Raw genomic sequence first — 17,774 nt, 5'->3', positions numbered from 1 at the left:
CGTTTCCTATTTCCTATAGGAATACTATATTTTAAGAATATTATACACTCCTTACCGATAATTTTCTACTAATTCTATACGTTATTGAGCAGCGAATGCTGCGAATCCGCCCGAAGGGTATGTGTTAATGGGATACTGTTAAGTATACACTATTGAGCAGCGAATGCTGCGAACCCGCCCGAAGGGCATGTGTTAATGGGATACTGTTAAGTATATATTCTGGTGTGGTTTAGCAAACTATGTTGATATCTAAGCATCCATAAACAAGATTAATCCAAACAAAACGGAAATGCCCCATACCTTCCCCAAGCTTCGAAGATATATGGCATTTCCATTTGTCCCCATCTCTATAAGACCCTGATCTCCTTCCCCGCCTCCAGGGAATAGATCAGTTTCTCCTTCACCTTTTTACCGGTCAGCTGCTCCAGCGCCCGCTGATAATAATTCAGCTGTACCTGATACCGTGCCGCCAGCTCTCTCTCCCGGCCAGGACGTATCCGGTCACTTTTATAATCCGCGACGACTAACTGATCCTCCTCCTGAAAATAAACATCGATGATCCCCTGGATCAGAACATAAGCCTCTCCCTGGTAATCCGGATAGACCTCCGCCGCCGGCACCTCCAGGACAAACTGCTGCTCCCGCCAGAGCCGTCCCTCTTTCTCCGCCGCTGCCATCCGCTTTGCCAGTGAAGATTTTCCAAACAGAAGAATTCTGGACACATCCACCACCTTGATCTCCTGAGGGGTCAGTATCCCGTCCTGCGCCAATATCCGCAGACGCTCCCGGATTCGTTCTTCCTTCTGCATCTCCTGGTATTCCAGGCACTCCAATGCCTTATGATAGACCGTCCCTCTCTGGGCCGACGTCATCTCTTTTCCTTCCTTTTGGATAAACTGCGGCAGCAGCGGGATAATCTCCGGCTCCTCATACATCTGGTCCTGAGGCTCATCTGCTTCATACTGTCCCATCCGCTTGATCTCCGACACGCTGAGTTTAGCCTTTAGCGCCGCTTCTTTCCGGTATGGATACTGGTAGTTCAGCCTCTTTTCCAGAATCTCACGCAGCTGCGGATCGTAGACTTCATCCGGGTCCCATTCAAACAGTGCTTCCTTCGAAAGCTTCTGTGTCACCTGCTGCCGTGCTTCCAGACCTACCAATTCCAGCAGGCTTAAGGGTTTGATCTCTATCCCGGAATCAGAATTTAGCGCCACCGGAAGTATCCAGTCCAGATAACTGCCCGCCGAAGTCCGCTTTAAGAACGAGAGTCTCCCGCTGCCGGTACCGGCTCCGCCGGACTCATCTGCCACACCGTCTCCGGCTTCCAGCCGTTCCGCCAGCTTTTTCACCGCCCCGGTCATGATCAGTTTTTCCTTGGCCCTGGTCAGCGCCACATAGAGCACCCGAAGCTCCTCCCCCAGATTCTCCAGATCCGTCTGCCGCTGCACCGCTTTTTTGAACAGGGTCGGCGTCTTCACCCGAAGCGCGGGGTCTACATAGTCTGCGCCTACGCCCAGATCCGGGTGGATCACGATCTTGCTGCGGACATCCTGTTTATTAAAACTCTTTCCCATGCCGCTTACGAATACGATGGGAAATTCCAGCCCCTTGCTCTTATGGATACTCATGATCCGCACCGCGTCCTCATTTTCTCCCAGCAGGGATGCTTCCCCGAAGTCCACGTCATATTTCTGAAGCTGTTCGATATACCGTATAAAGTGGAACAACCCCCGGTAGCTGGTTTTCTCAAAATCCAGCGCCTTCTCCACCAGCATATTCAGATTCGCCAGCCGCTGGGCGCCGCCCGGCATAGCAGCCGCACAGTCTCCATAGCCCGTCTCCCTTAAGATCTGCCAGAGCAGCTCATGAATGGCCGTATAAGGCACCTTCTCCCGGAAGCTCTCCAGAAGCCGGTAAAAGGATCTAAGTTTATCCGCTACTCTCTTCTTTCGGACAGGCTGCGACAGCGGCTCCACCAGAGAATCTTTTTCCCCATAGAATGCTTCTTGCACCTCTTCCCCTTCAGACCCCAGCGCATACTGTTCACAGCACTCATAAAACCGAAGACTTGGATACGCGCTTTTGATCAACGCCAGATCTTCCCCGCACAGTCCGGCAACCGGTGATTTCAGCACAGAGGCCAAAGGCAGGTCCTGCCTGGGATTATCGATCAGCCGCAGAAAATTCAGCACCACCTGCACTTCCAGCGTAGAAAAATATCCGGTCTGCGAGCTGGTATGGGCCGGGATGCCGTAGGAAAGAAGAATCTGTGTAAATGTCTGCGCCCAGCCGGATACGGTCCGCAACAGGATCACCATATCGCTGTACCTGGCCGGTCGGTATTCGTTTAAGTCCCGATCCCAGACCTTCTGGCTTTCCTTCAGTTCCAAAATTCTGCCGGCCACCGCTCTGGCCTCCAGCTCCCGGGCATTAGCCTCGGTTTCTTCCTCCATCTCATCCGGGCTGTCCGGGTCCAGAAGGAGCAGTTCCGCCTGATTCCCGCAGGGCGCCTCCGGGAAATCCGCTCCCGGATAAAGCGCGGCGTCCCCGTCATACTCCACATTTCCCAGCGTCTTGGACATGATCCTTTGGAAAATGAAGTTCACACAATCGATCACTTCCAGACGGCTGCGGAAGTTCCGGTGCAGATCGATCCGCTGGTAGGCCGCGTGATCCTCCTTACTGTAGGTATCATATTTCTCCATGAAAAGCTCCGGGCGCGCCAGACGGAACCGGTAGATGCTCTGCTTCACATCGCCCACCATGAAGATGTTCGGATGCCCGTCCTTCTCCCGCGAAATACTGTTCAGAATCATTTCCTGCACCAGGTTGCTGTCCTGATACTCATCGATCATGATTTCCGTAAAATAGTTTTTCAGGTCTTCGGCCGCCGGTCTGGCCGTCCAGCCATCTTCCGTGCGCTCCACCAGTATCTCCAGCGCGTAGTGTTCAAGATCCGGAAAATCCACCAGGTTCTTCTCTTTCTTCTTCCGGGATAATTTTTCTGTAAAATCCAAGACCAGCCCCATCAGCACTTCCATATTCTCCCGGCTGTTTTGGATATCCAGAAGCACCTGCGCGGCGGAACTGTAAAAAAACTGTTCCTTTAACCCCTTCAGCACTTTCTTGATCTGCTCTCTTCCCTCTTTTACCGCCTGCCGTTTTTCGTCCGATACGTTCGCGTCTTTTTTTGAAGACAGCCTGACAAATACGAGGTTCTCAAACGCCTCCGCGTATTCCAAATAGGTGCCGCAGCCACACAACTGATCCAGCAGCTTCATATCCCCTTGCAGCGCGTCCTCGTACATATAAGGCCCGTCCGGCTGATGGATCAGCTCCACCGCCTGCCTGGTCTGTTCCTTCAGCTCTGCCAGTACCTGGCCCAGATAGCGGCGTATGGCTCCCATCCAGAGACTCTCTTCCAGCTCCTTTGAGTCCCCGACCCGGTAGGCCTGCGCGCACTCAGACAGCCACTCCTTGGGCCACGGATAGCTCATGGAAAACTCGTACAGCTGCAGGATTAGCTCCTCCAGCCCTTTGTCCGATTTTCCCGTGGAATAGCATTCTACAAAATGCAGGAAATCTTCCTCCCCTTTTTCATAACACTCTTCCAGCAGTTCTGCCGCAACGTCGCTCTTTAAGAGCTTTAACTCCCCTTCGTCGGCCACCCGGAAGTTGGGGTCCAGCTCGATGACATGAAAATAATTCCGGATCACATACAGGCAAAAGCTGTCGATGGTAGAGATCTGCGCGTTGTGGATCAGCGTCAGCTGCCTCTGCAGATGACCGTTCCCCTCCTGCTCCTCCAGCCGGCTCTCGATGGCCTTTGTAATACGCTCCCGCATTTCCGCGGCTGCCGCGTTGGTAAAGGTCACGATCAGCAGGCGGTCGATGTCCACGGGATCCTCGGGATCGGTGACCATGCGGATGATCCGCTCCACCAGTACCGCAGTCTTACCGGAACCGGCCGCCGCCGAAACCAGCACGTTTTTCTTTCGGGCATCCAGCACCCGCTGCTGCTCCTCCGTCCAGGAAAATCCCATGCTCACACCTCCTCCTTCATACGTCTTAAGATCTCATCCGGCTGATAGCTGGCCAGCCTCCTTCGCGCGAACCCCTCAAGCTTCTCGTCAAATCCGCAGACCGCCTTATAAGGACAGTAATCACAGGCGGTCTGCCCCGACAGCTCATAAGGCTCCGCCTTGATATTGCCCTCCAGCATCCCTTTGCCCAATTCCACGATTTTTTGGTTCACATAATCTGATATTGTATGGAATTCTTCGCTGCTGGCCACACTGGAACTCTTAGACAGGCTGCCGTCTTTATTGACAGATACCGGAATTACCTGGGAACGTCCGCTCAATTGCTGGTCCATCCGGTCTATAATATCCCGGTCCGCATTGACCAGCCCGTTCATCTGCAGCTGGCTTAATAAACGCTCCTGTATTTCCTCCGGCTGCTCCGCCTCCTTCCGGTCCAGAATCGGATCTTTCATATTATAATAAAGGATACCGGCCGGAATCACATGCTTGTCCGGATTCTCCTTTTGTTCAATCTCCATGGCCGCGTTTAAATAGACTACCAGCTGAAGCTGGAGCCCATAATAGAGCGCCACCAGATCAAACGCCGTATTTCCCGATTTATAATCCACCACCTTCACATACAGGTTGTCCCCGTCCTCGCAGACATCCACCCGGTCGATCCTGCCCTGAAGCCGCAGCCGCTCTTCCGCCGACAGGGCGATATTGACGGAATCCAGATTCGTGGCGTCGGAAAATGAAATCTCATAATTCCCGGGCGTAAATCCTCCCTTTTCCAGCTGCCTGGACAACGCCCAGGTCGTCCGGCGCAGCAGGCGTTTCATCCTGGACAGGAGATAGGTATTGCGCGCGGAACTGTACAGCACCATATTTCCATAATCGGTGACCACTTCCTCCACCGCCGCGTCTGTCAATTCCTCCCGCTTCTCATCATCCAACGTAAACCAGCTGTATCCGCTCTGGTTCAGCTTCTTCCCGAACACTTCCAGCGCCCGGTGGAATACCGTACCCAGATCCACCGCCTCAAAGGAATACTCCGCCCGTTCCGTAAGATGCAGTCCATAATCCAGAAAATGAGCGCAGGCGCAGGACGCATACCGCTCTAACCTGGTCACGCTGTTCTGAAGAACTGTCCCATAGAGAACATTGGCTACTGCCCGGCTGATCCGTGGGTCAGAATTGGAGGCGCAGGAGGCCTCCGTTAGTCCCCGGATGACCGGTTCCCATCCGGGATCTCTCCGGTACCAGCTGAACAGCTCTTTATAAGAATCCTCCGGTTTCTGCAGCATATCCTGCATCCGTTCCGCCAGGCAGCGGATTCCGCTCTCCGGAGTCATTACCCGCCAAGCAAACGTCTCTTTGTCCCCGGCCTCTTCCGGCGTAAGCCCCGGAAACAGCTTTCGCAGCGTCCCCACCAGGGAGGACGGACGCAGCGTCTTCCCGCCCGCATCCACCTTGCTGAAACTTATGTACAGCTGTCTGCTGGGCTTTGTCAGCACCAGGTACAGATAGAATTTTTGAATACACACATTCTGCCTGGCTGTCGGAGCCAGCTCCACATCGCCGGCAGCCAGCAGTTCCCGGTCCATATCCGAGAGAATTCCGCCGTTACCTCCCGCCTTTGGCACCAGCCCGTCGTTCGCTCCCAGGAAAAACAGCACCCGGATCTCATTGAGCCTGGTACGCTCCACATCACCGATCAGCACCAGATCCTGTTCCATGGGGATAACCCCCACCTTGGCCTCTTCAAAACCGGCGTCCAGGATCTTCGCGTATTCCCGGAGCGCAATCCGGGTATCCCCCAGCAGGTCGATCAGCTTGTCAAACAGGTCCATCAGAATCCGGTACACCTGGGAATACTCCTTGGCCAGATCCATATTGCCGGAGGCCTTGAACTGCTCCTCATACTCCTTTAACCGAAGCTGGATCTCCCGGCGGACCATCAGTTCATAGACCGCCCTCGTGATCTCCTCCACAGACGCGCCTTTTCGGCTCAGGGCCGCTTGCGTATCCGCCATCTCACCGGCGAACCGTTCCCGCAGATCGTTCACCTGCACAAGCTCCTCTTCTGTCAGGCCAGGATAGCTTCGCACCCATTTCTGCTTCCACTTCGAAAAGCCCCGGATTCCCAGCGCGATGCAGTAATTCTCCAACAGGTCGGTCTCTCTTCCGGAAAAGCCGGACAGTCCGCACCGCAGATACCGGAACACACTCTCGTAACTGAAGTTCTGGTCCACCATCTGAAGCAGGGACCGTATCCACTCCACGGCCGGATTCATCAGAATATTCCGCTTCTGGTCGATAAAGGCCGGAATGCCGTATTCCGCAAACACCTTCCTCACATAATTTCCATAGATGGTGATATCCCCGGCCACCACCGCGATCTCCCGGTAGCGGTATCCGTGTTCCCTTACTAATTCCAGAATCCGTCTGGCGGCTTCCTCCACCTCCTCCGGAGGATTCTGAGAGCAGAACAGGGTCAGCTGATCTTGTTCCTTTTCATAGCGTTCTTTGCCATACCGGTATAAATGCTGTTCCAGCCAGGCCAGCGCCGGAGCCTCCCGGAACCTTGGATTCTTCCGGTTGTTCAGCACGATGGGATCTTTTACCCGTGCTCCGGCAGATTCCGCCAGCTTCATAAGTCCCCGTATCGTTTTCTTACTCAAATAGAACAGCTGGTGGTCCGCTCCCAGATACATAGGATTCTCCCGCTCATCCAGGGTTACCGTCACCCAGATCTGACCGGCTGTCCGAAGCAGCTTTTCCAGCAGCTGGTTCTGAACCGGGGTAAAACCGGTAAAGCCATCCAGCGCGATCACGCAGTCTTTTAAAAGCGCGGAACGCTCCACGCAATGACACAGCACTTCCAGCACCTGCTCCGCCGTAATATACCGGTCCTTCAGATACTGCCGGAATGCGTCATAGAGCACCCGGATATCCTGCAGTTTCCACTGCAGCCTGGGATTCTTTTGTGCGAACCGGATCATTTCTTCCAGCTGTTCGTCCTCCACCCCATATTGGGTAAATTCGGAGATGACCGATTTGATCTCCCGTATATAGCCGGGTTTGCGGATACTGCCTCCCAGCAGTTTCAGCTCCTCCCGTTTCTCTTCCGCGATCTTTTGCAGCACCAGGTTCTTACCGGTTTCCTCCAGAACCAGGCAGTGATTCCCGCCCAGCTCGTCGAAGATCCGGTAAGCCAGACGTTCGAAGCTTAAGATGTCAATGTTCAGCACGCCCCCTCTGGGATGCATCCTGACCAGATCCATCTGGGTCTGCATCGTAAACTGCTCCGGAACGATCACGAAATAATTCCGGTCCGGATACTCGATAGACTGGCGTATCATTTCCTCATATAGACAGGTGGACTTACCCGCTCCTGCGTTTCCCAGAATAATCTGTAAAGACATGGACTGTTCTCCTTATGTACAAAGGGGGTGTCCCTTTTACCGGAACACCCCTTCCTGATTCTGATTTTAACGAGTTTTATTCCTCATCGCCGCCGAATGCATTATCCAGAATATCCTGGATATCATCAGAAACGTTTCCCCCGCTGTCCTGCAAAGGCGCATTCCCCTGCCCGCTGTCGGCGGGAGGTATATAGGAAGACTCTCCTCCATGGATCACACAGGTTCCGGCTGCGATATCATCCGGCAGCTCATACGGCGTGTCATCAGTCACACCGATGTCCCCGTCGGGTCTTCGAATGCAGATTCTCGGTTCCACATTCGGACAGCCCTGATTTGCTATCATACCGGATTCCATACAATAGAGTACCTGTACATGCACATCACAGGAATCCGTTGGCACCGTGCCCTTGGCAAAATATTCCGAAATAATCATACTGCCTCTGGGGTCCGCATCACACAGCCCCGGCACCGCCAGTTTGCCGGATTTCCGGCACACGGAAGCCGTGACGATTCCATCCGGCCGCTCGAATTCCCGCGGCTCCAGATTCTCGTGAACACGCGTCATGATGCTCTTCCACATCTTCTTATGATACGTATGGTAGATGCCTCTGCTTGGCAGCTCCACACCGCCGATATCATATCCGCCCCACACCGTACAGGTATAATAAGGCGTCGAGCCGGTAAACCAGATATCCTTATACCCGGTGGTCGTACCGGTCTTACCTGCCACATCCATGTTGGGGATCTTACAGTCTGTGGCGGTACCCTTGCTTCCGCTCACTACGTCCCGCATGGCGTCGATCAGCAGCCAGGCGGTCGTATCTTTGAGCACCGTCGTCTGCTGCGGCGTGTTGTCTATCAGCACATTGCCGTCATGATCCAGGATCTTCGTATAGAAGATCGGTTTTGTATACGTACCGCCATCCGCGATGGTTGCGTAAGCGGCAGTCAGCTCCAGATTCGTCACACCGTTCGTCAGTCCGCCCAAGGCCAGCGCCTGCCCGATATCGGACTTCACTTCGCCGTTTACGATCTTCTTCTCCACCAGGGATTCTTCGGTGTCAAACCCGAATTTCTTCAGATAATCAAACCCAACCTGGGGCGTAATATCGGTAATCGTCTTCACAGCTACGATATTCATAGACTGCTCAATCGCCTGACGGATCGTGGACAGTCCCTTATAACCGGAACCATACCAGTTGCTGACCGGACGTCCGTTGGCGTAATTAAACGGCGCGTCATCCTGTACCGTAGCCAGTGTCATGCCCGCCTTATCCAGAGCCGGCGCGAAAGCGGCTAATACCTTAAAGGTAGATCCAGGCTGCCTTCTGGTCCCCGTAGCACGGTTCAGCGTGAGGCTCGCTTCTTTCTCGCCTCGTCCGCCTACGATAGCTTTTACGTATCCTGTGTTCTGGTCCATAAGAACCACCGAAGCCTGAGGCTGCGGTGTCAGGCTGACCCGTTCCGCTTCCACCTCGTCACCGGCGCCCATCACCGCATCCTTATACTGCTGGATATGAGCCCTGGCGTCCTCTTCATCCTTGAAGATCATATTGAAGTTCTTATTTCCCTGCTCTTTAAAATAGGTAATAAACATCTCGGTACTGTGGTTTTCCTTGGTCCCGTCGGCTTTTTTCACCGTCAGGGCATAATCCAGCGACACCTGCGTGCCGTCGGGATAATTTTCCGGATTGGCAAATTCCTCATCACAGATTTTCTGGAGAGCCGGGTCCTGAGTGGTATAGATACTGAGTCCCGAGCTGTACAGCGCGTTATAAGCCTGAATATTGGAATATCCCTTTAATTCCTGCAGATCCGCAATTACCTGTTTGGTCAGTTCATCAACAAAGTATGTATAGATTGATGATTCATCTGACTCGTCATTTACATTTTTAATTCTGGAATAAACATCGTCCGCCATCGCTTCGTCATACTGCTGCTGGTTGATATATTCCTGCTCCAGCATATTGTCCAGCACTTTTTTCCGCCGCTCGGCATTTTTCTCCGGGTTCGTCAGCGGATTAAAGCGGGAAGGATTCTGTGTAATGGCGGCCAGCACAGCCGATTCCGACAAATTCAGTTCGCTTACATCCTTATCAAAATACCGGTGGGACGCCGCGCGTACTCCCAATGTATTCTGGCCCAGGTTAATGGTATTGAGATAATTCTCCAGGATCGTATCCTTATCCATCCGTTTCTCCAGCTGAATCGCCAGATACTGTTCCTGAATTTTTCGTTCCAGCTTCTCCGAGAACGACGATTCCTCGGTCCAGTCCGTAAATACGTTATTCTTCAGCAGCTGCTGCGTAATCGTACTGGCGCCTTCCGAAAAGTCTCCTCCATTTTTAATTCCAGTAAAACCTGCTCGGATAATACCCTTGATATCGATCCCATTATGGGTATAAAATCTTGCATCTTCTATCGCCACAAAGGCATGCTGGAGATCCAAAGGCATCTCTTCGATCGTAGCGGAGATCCGGTTTGAATCCGATGCCACCAGCTTAGTAATCTCATTTCCATCCTGGTCATATACAAAAGTGGAAAATCGGTTCGGGCTTATATCTATATTAGATATATCAGGCGCACTGTCAATCACACCTTTTAGAACTCCGATTCCAGCACAAATTAACACAACAGCAACGGCGACAAGTCCGACTAAAAATGCTTTAAAGAATGTGATCGTCAGTTTTTTGCCTACCATGGCGGATTTAGAGGTTAATTTTTTCTGCTTTCTCGAAACCCCTTTTTTCCCATAATTCATAATATGCCTCCTTTATCCCATCCATTATAGCAAATAAAGCTGCCTAAATAAAGGAAAAAAACAAATTGCCCCGTTTTTTCATAAATAATTAAGCTATTCTTATGATAAATAATTGGCTATTTCTGGGATTTTATTCAGGCGGAAAGAGGTTTCCTGAAAGATTATCGAAATTTTTATAAACAGGGAGGAACGAGAAAATATTAAGGTTTTAGGAATTATCTGGAAAATAGATATGAAATTCTGACAAGGGCAGACTGGCTGCCATGATTCTAACGTATCGGTATCGCATGTCCTATTTTGGAATAAAAAGAAAAACGCAAGTCCATCTACGCCGTTTTCTGTTTGAGTTTTTCAACGTCTTTTTGCAGTGCTTCTATCATTTGAAGTACCAGGGCCGTAGTATCATTTTCAAGCTTCACAATTCGGTAATACTGTTGTAAATCTTCCAGATTTTTTTGTATAGCTTCCACTCTTCGGTCCAGATATTCCTGTGTCCTTCCCAATTCATCAAGCACCAGGTTTTCAGTTTTAGCAACCCGTGAATCCACGATTTCTGCGAACGCCTGCAGATCTTTTTCATCCAGCATCATACATCCTCCTATTCTTGGTATCCTCCGACACCATATTTTATTATTCTTTTATAGTGCACTTATTTTAAGTGTATGTCAATAGAATTATCTGCTCAATTTTCTACTCAATTTTCCGCACAATTTAACACCCATTTTACCGCCGTTCGTACTCTTGCACTTTCCCCCGGCCCCCGGTATAATAATGACTAGAAAATATCGCAGTTTCCTACAAAAAACTCCCGCCTTCCATAAAAAGGGACAGCAGTCTCCCCGAACCATAGCAGATCAGGCCGTTTCCTTGGTTTTTCTGCGTTACATCCCGCTTTATGGTTGGACACGCCTCCGTTATAATAGCCTCAGGAGGAGTTCGCATGAGAAAATTAACATTGGTAGGGAACCGTTTTATGACAGATGCAGAGAAAGGAGAAATCCGCCTGGAGTATTACCTGCTGGAGGAAACCAGGGATGTGTCCAATTATATGCCGCTGTACGGAATGCGGATCATGAAGTGGTCCAAAGCGTCAGACGGAATTCTGCGGGAACAGAAAACCGCCGCGGCCATCTCCTATTCCAGGGAGTTTGTGCTGGAGATTCTGAATCAGTTTATTCGGAATCTGGTGACGCCGATGTGTATGCTGGAGCTGATCGACGAAAAAGTGTCCCAGGAATATTGTCAGGATATACCCAGAATCGGATAAATACATATGGAAATAAAGTCTTGTACCGTTTACCGGGGCGGCCAGGGAGAAATTATAGAAAAAAAATCGCGTTTTATCGCCGTCATTGAACCGGCCGCATCGGAAGATGAGGCTCTTATGGTGTTGGAACGCCTGAGGAAAAAATACTGGGACGCCTCGCACCATTGTTATGCCTATATCATCGGACAAAAGAACAGCCTGATGCGGTGCAGCGACGACGGGGAACCGGCCCAGACGGCCGGCCGTCCTATTCTGGACGTGCTGACAGGTGCTTCTCTTCATAATGTCATCGCCGTGGTTATCCGATATTTTGGCGGAACCCTGCTGGGTACCGGCGGTCTGGTAAGAGCCTATTCCAGGGCTGCCCAGGAAGGTCTCGCCCAAAGCGTAATCATTGAGAAAAAACCCGGCTGTCAGCTCACGATTTCCTGTGATTATACAGATATGGGGAAAATCCAGTATCTGCTGGCTCAAAACGAGATTCCCACACTGGACAGCGTGTACACGGACACCGTCACCCTGCATGTGCTGTTTCCCCTGGACCGTTTTCCTTCTCTAAAGGCAGATATTATGGAAGCAGCCGGAGGGCGGCCGGTATTCTCCGAACCGCTTACCGTAACCTATGCCAACGTGGACGGGGAAGTCCTGATTCTGGATAAGGAAATATAGCAAGCGGCCGCCCCGGCAGTTCGGAGATGGGCCGCCTCCTTTATACGCCATAATAGCGTCTGATCGCTTTCGCGATATATTCCGCGCTCCCTTTCCCGTATTGGGCATCGTTGGCTTCCGCCAATTTTTTATCCTGCAGATATTCTTTTGACAGATCGATCAGGAAAGCCCTTGCATTGTCCAGATGGAGCAGCTGTTTATAGCTGTCGGCCAGTTCCCCGATCAGATTTCTCTCCGCTTCTTCGTCATTGGCGGTTTGAAGAGCGGCCAGCTGCCGATAGATTTCATTGTGGTCCAGACGTTTTTCTTCTATGTTTTCAATGGGGGCCATACCGGCTATTACCTTATCTTTACTGCCGAACCATCTCAGCAGGTCTGCGCTGACTTTTTCATTCTCCAGTGCGTCCAGCAGGATCTTTTTATATTCATCCACACTTCCGTCACCGTGGGTTTTGATCAATTCCTCAAACTGTTCTTCTGATAACTCCTTTTGCATAGCTGCTATAATCTGTTCCACATCAGTCTCGTTGAACGCTTTAAAATTCATCGTATTTACTCCTTCCATAACATCATGAATCAGTTCAATAATTCCGTTTAAGCGGTTTCTCTTGCTTTCCAACAGAGATTTCTGAACAGCCAGCACCTGTTTTTTGTCGAAATCGGGATTCCCCATTATCTCTTTAATTTCGGCCAAAGGGATCTCCAGTTCCCGAAAGAACATAATCTGCTGCAGTTTTTCCAACGCCCTGTTGTCATAAAGCCGGTAGCCGGAGTCGGTAAGCTTTGTCGGTTTCAGCAGCCCAATTTCATCATAGTACCGCAGTGTCCGAATGCTTACCCCGGTTATTTCTGATACATCTTTTACTGTTTTCATGGTTTCCTCCTTCCTGATCCTCATGTTAAACCGTAACGCGGCGAAAGAGTCAATACCATTTTTTGCCTTTTTGCCTTTCTTTTTTGCCATGCCCCTTTTTCGACATGTCCTGTTTTCATCATATTTCCCACGAAAAAAAGTCCCGGGCCTATGTCCGGGACTTTTTCATGCCGTTTCGCAGCGTAATCAAATTTAAAATATTTAAACTTCGAATATGAGATCTCCGTAAGAAGGCATCGGCCAGAGGTCTTTGTCCACGATCATCTCCAGTTTGTCAACCGGGATTCGCAGCGCTTCCATGGCCGGCATAACCGAGTCATGGTAGTATTTAGCCTGCTTCTCGCCTTCTTCCATGACGGAAGCGGCTTCGGTAACTTCTTCCAGCCTGACCAGGGCAGCCTTGGTCTGAGCCAGAAGCGCAGATGCGTCTTTCAGCTCCCCGGTCTGTACCGACACATCGGCGTCACAGGCAGCCCTCACAGAATTGATGGAGTCCGCTAACACTTTGATGTATTTGATTACCGCCGGGATAATCTGTTTTCTCGCCATGTCAACCATGGTGCGCGCTTCAATATTGATCGCTTTCGCGTAAGTCTCATACTTGACTTCCACGCGGGACTCTAATTCCGCTTTTGTAAACACGCCGTATTTTTCGAATAATTTTATAGATTTCTCTGTGATAAGCGCCGGGATCGCGTCCACCATGGAGGTGATATTCGGAAGTCCCCTGCGTTTTGCTTCTTCCACCCATTCGTCGGAATAACCATTTCCGTTAAATACGATTCTCTGGTGCTCACTGGCGTATTTTTTAATCAGATCATGTACCGCCATATCAAAGTCATCTGCTTTTTCCAGTATATCGCACGCTTCACAGAAAACGTCGGCAACGATTGTATTCAACACCGTATTCGGAGATGCGATGGAATCTCTGGAACCGCACATACGGAATTCGAACTTATTTCCGGTAAAGGCGAACGGGGAAGTCCTGTTCCGGTCGGTCGCATCCTTTGCCAGATCGGGAAGAGTCTTCACACCGGTCTGGAGTCTGCCGCCCTTCAAGCTGTGGGTCGCCTCTCCGGTGCTTACCAGCTGCTCCAGAACATCCTCCAGCTGCTCTCCCAGGAAAATGGATATAATAGCCGGAGGCGCCTCGTTGGCTCCCAGCCTGTGATCATTTCCGACGTCGGCAGCGGATTCTCTCAGCAGGTCCGCATGTTCGTCTATCGCTTTCAGGATACAGGTCAGTACAAGGAGAAACTGAATGTTCTCATGAGGTGTCTTGCCGGGATTCAACAGGTTGATTCCATCATCTGTGATGACAGACCAGTTGTTATGTTTGCCGGAACCGTTCACACCGGCGAAGGGCTTTTCATGAAGCAGGCAGTATAAGCCGTTTCTCTCAGCCACTTTTTTCAGCGTTTCCATAATCAGCTGGTTGTGGTCGACGGCAATATTTGCCACTGCATAGATCGGAGCCAGTTCATGCTGTGCGGGGGCCACTTCATTGTGCTGCGTTTTGGAGGATACGCCCAGTTTCCACAGCTCCTTGTTGACATCCTTCATATAGGCCGCGATCCGTTCCCGGATGCTTCCAAAGTAATGGTCTTCCAACTCCTGTCCCTTCGGAGGCATGGCGCCGAATAATGTCCGCCCCGCAAAGATCAGGTCCTTTCTCTGTAAATATTTTTTACGGTCCACCAGGAAATATTCCTGTTCCGGTCCTACGGAAGGGGTCACTTTCTTCGAAGTCGTGTTGCCAAATAATCTTATCAGGCGAAGCGCCTGCACATTCAGCGCTTCCATGGAACGCAGCAGCGGCGTCTTCTGGTCCAGAGCCTCTCCCGTATAAGAACAAAAAGCTGTGGGGATGCACAAGATCGCACCTGCGGCATCATGTCTGACGAAAGCCGGTGAAGTACAGTCCCACGCGGTATAGCCCCTCGCCTCAAAGGTAGCGCGCAGTCCGCCGGAAGGGAAGGATGACGCGTCCGGTTCTCCCTTAATCAGCTCTTTCCCGGAAAACTCCATCAGGACCTTTCCATTTACGGGAGCTGAGATAAAAGAGTCGTGCTTTTCGGCAGTCACACCGGTCAGCGGCTGGAACCAATGGGTATAGTGGGTAGCCCCTTTTTCGATTGCCCAATCTTTCATCGCTCCTGCCACCACTTCGGCTATCATCGGATCCAGTTCTTTTCCCTCATCAATGGTTTTTCTCAATTCCTTGTAAACCTTTTTGGGAAGACGCTCTTCCATAACCGCATCACTAAACACATCTTCGCCGAAAATATCCGCTACGTTGAACAGTTCGCTCATAACTAACACCCTTTCCTCTTTTAAGATATATTTGACAGCCCTGCAAGAGAGACACTTTCCCATTGCATAAAAAAAGACATTCCAATTACTGGAACGCCTTTGTTCTGTCTCATTCTCTGGAAACATCGTTTCCAATCTTCCTATAAGATAAACTAATTCTTTCTAAAAATCAAGCAAATCTTTCAAAAAAGCTGAACTTTAAACACTTTTTACAGATTAGAATTACTTTGGCTCAAATGATTGTGCAAAATAATGTGGCTTTTATAGATGCCGTACACCCGCCGGTTCTCGAAAAAGATTTTCTCCTTTTAAAAGATCCCCCGCCATCAGGCAGGGGATCTGTCATAAGCCACTCGATTCTCAGGCTTTTCCAATAGAACCGAACAGTTCCATTTTTTCTTTTACGGTTGCTTTGATCGCTTCCAGGCCGGGAGCCAGGATTTTACGGGGATCGAAGCCCTTGCCTACCAGATCTTTGCCTTCTTCAATATATTTACGGGTAGCGGCTGCGAAGGACAGCTGGCACTCCGTATTTACGTTGATCTTTGCAACGCCCAGGGTAATAGCTTTTTTAATCATGTCCGCCGGGATTCCTGTGCCGCCGTGCAGAACCAGAGGCATCTCGCCGGTCAGCTGCTGGATCGCGTCCAGGGTCTCGAAGCTTAAGCCTGCCCAGTTTTCCGGATATTTTCCGTGAATGTTTCCGATGCCGGCAGCCAGCATGGTAACGCCCAGATCTGCGATCATCTTACATTCCTTCGGGTCCGCGCACTCGCCCATACCGATCACGCCGTCTTCCTCGCCGCCGATGGAGCCTACTTCTGCTTCCAGGGACATTCCCTTCTCCGCACAGACCTTCACCAGCTCTTTCGTCTTCTCCACATTCTCTTCGATCGGATAATGGGAACCGTCAAACATAATGGAAGAGAAGCCGGCGTCGATACATTTATAACATGCGTCATAGCTGCCGTGATCCAGATGCAGGGCTACCGGGACCGTAATATTTAACTCTTCCAGCATCCCGTTCACCATACCAACTACCGTTTTATATCCACACATATACTTTCCGGCGCCCTCAGATACACCCAGGATAACCGGAGAATTTAACTCCTGCGCGGTCAGAAGAACTGCCTTTGTCCACTCCAGGTTATTAATATTGAACTGTCCAACTGCGTAATGACCCGCTTTCGCTTTCTCTAACATCTCTTTTGCTGATACTAACATTTTATCTACCTCCATGACCATTATTTTATACAACAAGTCCTACCCTATTATACATGAAACCATTTACTTTTTCCATCTTTTTTTCCCCACACAAATCCAACAAATACCACCCTAACGTTCACGTTTATCTCCAAAAAGCAACACTTCCAGACTCCCTATTCCGTTAATGTCCACACAAATCCACATTTTCCCATACATCTGCCCGCTGCCACTTCTTCCCCGCCCGCTCCGCACGGCTTACTGAGAGAACATTTTATTCAAATAGTCATCCGCATCTTTTCTTGTCTTAAATATGATAATATTCTTACTATCCTGATACTTTTCCAGCATTTTATATATCTGAGGCAACTGTTCTTTCGGAAAATCCATGATCCACTGTTTAAATTCATCATCAAACTCCGATTCGATCCACGGCAGATCTTCCCGCCTTTTTCCAATACGGGATTTAGCGCCCGCCAAGCAGACATCCAAAGGATAATCCATAAAAAAGACCGTATCGCACGCTGCCAAACGCGTTTCCAAGGTACGCAGATAATTTCCATCTATAATCCATGTATCCCTCTTAATTATCTCATCCACACATACATCAAACTCATCTCTTGAGACATTCGTTTGATCCGGCCTGTGCCAAAGTACATCCAAATAAAACAGCGGAAGTTTGGCCGCGTCTCGTAATTTCCGCGCAAATGTACTTTTTCCCGCACCAGGACACCCAATAACAATCACTTTAAACATAAATCCTCCTCCTCGGCCCCCCATAATATTACCACACTTTTTCATAACGGAATACTAACCCTAAATGAGTTCTGTCCCTGAATGAGTTTACCCCTGAATAATTCCATCCTCGGGTTTGGGTATGCCCGCTGTTTAAGATCGGGAACCCTGGGCAGTGCGGTATCCGCAGACCATCCCGGCGGCCGGGTTCTTTGGTGTCTCCCCGGGAGCGCGGAGGGCTTGCGCTGGCAGCCGCTTAGTGGAATTGAAAAACCGGGGTCAGGAACCGAGTCTCTGAACCGTGGGAGCTGTCGCACTGACTTAGTGTTCTTCCTGGAGCCTTTGTATGTCCTCTGCTTACGCCTTGGAACCGCGGGCGGTATACGGGGACGGCTCCGGGTGACCGGGTTCTTTTGTATCTCCCTGGGGGCGCATAGGGCGGCTGCGTCTCCGCTTAGGGGAATCGGAAAGCCGGATTCAGGATGACCGGCGGACTTCACGT

The 17,774-nt window shown here is 50.5% G+C and carries 10 protein-coding genes; 2 read left to right on the top strand and 8 right to left on the bottom strand.

Translation table 11 applies throughout. The features are described 5' to 3' along the window. Positions 1–347: 347 nt before the first annotated feature. The 4 genes from addA to KTH89_RS15365 form a co-directional block, all read right to left on the bottom strand. The gene (gene addA, locus KTH89_RS15380; protein ID WP_238722273.1) at positions 348–4,043 is read right to left on the bottom strand and encodes a helicase-exonuclease AddAB subunit AddA; all 3,696 of its coding nucleotides are present in this window, start codon (positions 4,041–4,043) and stop codon (positions 348–350) included. 2 nt (positions 4,044–4,045) lie between these two features. Further along, complete coding sequence (gene addB / locus KTH89_RS15375; protein ID WP_158342613.1) at positions 4,046–7,450, bottom strand: helicase-exonuclease AddAB subunit AddB; 3,405 nt, start codon at positions 7,448–7,450, stop codon at positions 4,046–4,048. Between the two features lie 76 nt (positions 7,451–7,526). Next, complete coding sequence (locus tag KTH89_RS15370) at positions 7,527–10,211, bottom strand: transglycosylase domain-containing protein (RefSeq protein WP_158342614.1); 2,685 nt, start codon at positions 10,209–10,211, stop codon at positions 7,527–7,529. A 326-nt stretch (positions 10,212–10,537) separates the two neighbouring features. Next, complete coding sequence (locus KTH89_RS15365) at positions 10,538–10,801, bottom strand: hypothetical protein (protein ID WP_238722272.1); 264 nt, start codon at positions 10,799–10,801, stop codon at positions 10,538–10,540. A 350-nt stretch (positions 10,802–11,151) separates the two neighbouring features. Here KTH89_RS15365 and KTH89_RS15360 point away from each other — a divergent pair, with 350 nt between their 5' ends. Both KTH89_RS15360 and KTH89_RS15355 read left to right on the top strand, forming a co-directional pair. After that, positions 11,152–11,478 carry a DUF6514 family protein gene (locus KTH89_RS15360; RefSeq protein ID WP_158342616.1) on the top strand — a complete coding sequence of 109 codons (327 nt, stop codon included), beginning with the start codon at positions 11,152–11,154 and terminating at the stop codon, positions 11,476–11,478. Between the two features lie 6 nt (positions 11,479–11,484). Next, complete coding sequence (locus tag KTH89_RS15355; RefSeq protein ID WP_158342617.1) at positions 11,485–12,147, top strand: YigZ family protein; 663 nt, start codon at positions 11,485–11,487, stop codon at positions 12,145–12,147. 40 nt (positions 12,148–12,187) lie between these two features. On the opposite strand, the gene KTH89_RS15350 is transcribed toward KTH89_RS15355, so the two are convergent. The 4 genes from KTH89_RS15350 to KTH89_RS15335 all read right to left on the bottom strand — a co-directional run bounded on the left by KTH89_RS15350 (position 12,188) and on the right by KTH89_RS15335 (position 17,293). After that, positions 12,188–13,021, bottom strand: a complete 834-nt coding sequence (locus KTH89_RS15350) for a MerR family transcriptional regulator (protein ID WP_158342618.1) — start codon at positions 13,019–13,021, stop codon at positions 12,188–12,190. 201 nt (positions 13,022–13,222) lie between these two features. Beyond that, positions 13,223–15,334, bottom strand: a complete 2,112-nt coding sequence (locus tag KTH89_RS15345) for a glutamine synthetase III family protein (protein WP_158342619.1) — start codon at positions 15,332–15,334, stop codon at positions 13,223–13,225. A 360-nt stretch (positions 15,335–15,694) separates the two neighbouring features. After that, on the bottom strand, positions 15,695–16,558 hold the full coding sequence (gene fba, locus KTH89_RS15340) for a class II fructose-1,6-bisphosphate aldolase (protein ID WP_158342620.1): 864 nt from the start codon (positions 16,556–16,558) through the stop codon (positions 15,695–15,697). 237 nt (positions 16,559–16,795) lie between these two features. Further along, entirely contained in the window at positions 16,796–17,293 is a 498-nt protein-coding gene (locus tag KTH89_RS15335) for a P-loop NTPase family protein (RefSeq protein WP_158342621.1), read from the bottom strand. Positions 17,294–17,774 lie beyond the last annotated feature (481 nt).

Origin of the sequence: Diplocloster agilis, from assembly GCF_019042275.1 — a bacterium.
In the GTDB taxonomy this organism is placed as follows: Bacteria; Bacillota; Clostridia; order Lachnospirales; family Lachnospiraceae; genus Diplocloster; species Diplocloster agilis.
Note: the sequence above shows the minus strand (reverse complement) of the source record. Positions and strands in the feature narration are given on the sequence as shown.

Excerpts from the sequence above, each read along its gene's own strand:
- addB (WP_158342613.1), bottom strand. The coding sequence starts at position 7,450 with ATGTCTTTACAGATTATTCTGGGAAACGCAGGAGCGGGTAAGTCCACC.
- addA (WP_238722273.1), bottom strand. The coding sequence starts at position 4,043 with ATGGGATTTTCCTGGACGGAGGAGCAGCAGCGGGTGCTGGATGCCCGA.
- KTH89_RS15335 (WP_158342621.1), bottom strand. The coding sequence starts at position 17,293 with ATGTTTAAAGTGATTGTTATTGGGTGTCCTGGTGCGGGAAAAAGTACA.
- KTH89_RS15365 (WP_238722272.1), bottom strand. The coding sequence starts at position 10,801 with ATGATGCTGGATGAAAAAGATCTGCAGGCGTTCGCAGAAATCGTGGAT.
- KTH89_RS15370 (WP_158342614.1), bottom strand. The coding sequence starts at position 10,211 with ATGAATTATGGGAAAAAAGGGGTTTCGAGAAAGCAGAAAAAATTAACC.
- KTH89_RS15360 (WP_158342616.1), top strand. The coding sequence starts at position 11,152 with ATGAGAAAATTAACATTGGTAGGGAACCGTTTTATGACAGATGCAGAG.
- fba (WP_158342620.1), bottom strand. The coding sequence starts at position 16,558 with ATGTTAGTATCAGCAAAAGAGATGTTAGAGAAAGCGAAAGCGGGTCAT.
- KTH89_RS15345 (WP_158342619.1), bottom strand. The coding sequence starts at position 15,334 with ATGAGCGAACTGTTCAACGTAGCGGATATTTTCGGCGAAGATGTGTTT.
- KTH89_RS15350 (WP_158342618.1), bottom strand. The coding sequence starts at position 13,021 with ATGAAAACAGTAAAAGATGTATCAGAAATAACCGGGGTAAGCATTCGG.
- KTH89_RS15355 (WP_158342617.1), top strand. The coding sequence starts at position 11,485 with ATGGAAATAAAGTCTTGTACCGTTTACCGGGGCGGCCAGGGAGAAATT.